This is a genomic window from Paraburkholderia sp. SIMBA_053, assembly GCF_046534895.1.
In the GTDB taxonomy this organism is placed as follows: Bacteria; Pseudomonadota; Gammaproteobacteria; order Burkholderiales; family Burkholderiaceae; genus Paraburkholderia; species Paraburkholderia caledonica.
In genome coordinates this window covers 1-253 of record NZ_JAWRXU010001204.1, presented here as the reverse complement: position 1 = coordinate 253, position 253 = coordinate 1, and the positions used below count along the sequence as shown (strand labels likewise).

General features: G+C 67.6%; 1 protein-coding gene. It reads right to left on the bottom strand.

Translation table 11 applies throughout. The annotated features are described in order from the left end of the window. Positions 1-188, bottom strand: a 188-nt coding sequence (locus SB753_RS39455) for a hypothetical protein (RefSeq protein ID WP_410805475.1), incomplete at its 3' end; no start/stop codon positions are given. Positions 189-253 lie beyond the last annotated feature (65 nt).

The following is a 253-nucleotide window of genomic DNA, read 5'->3' as shown; positions in this document are numbered from 1 at the left end:
GCATCGGCCCCCTCGTCGAGCAGGAACGAACTGATCGCCACGCGTGCAGACAGGTCGCCGTGGGTCAAAGCGCGGTGCAACAGGGTCTGCCCCTCACCGAAGTCACGCCCGGCGTCGCCCGGCTGGAATGCGGCGACGAACTCGTCGAACGAGGCGTTCGCCGCGAGGAACCACACGTCGGTGCTCACGAGGCACCGCCTTCGGAACGGCTGCGGGAGACATATGAGCGGAGAGGCATGCGCACCACGCTAGC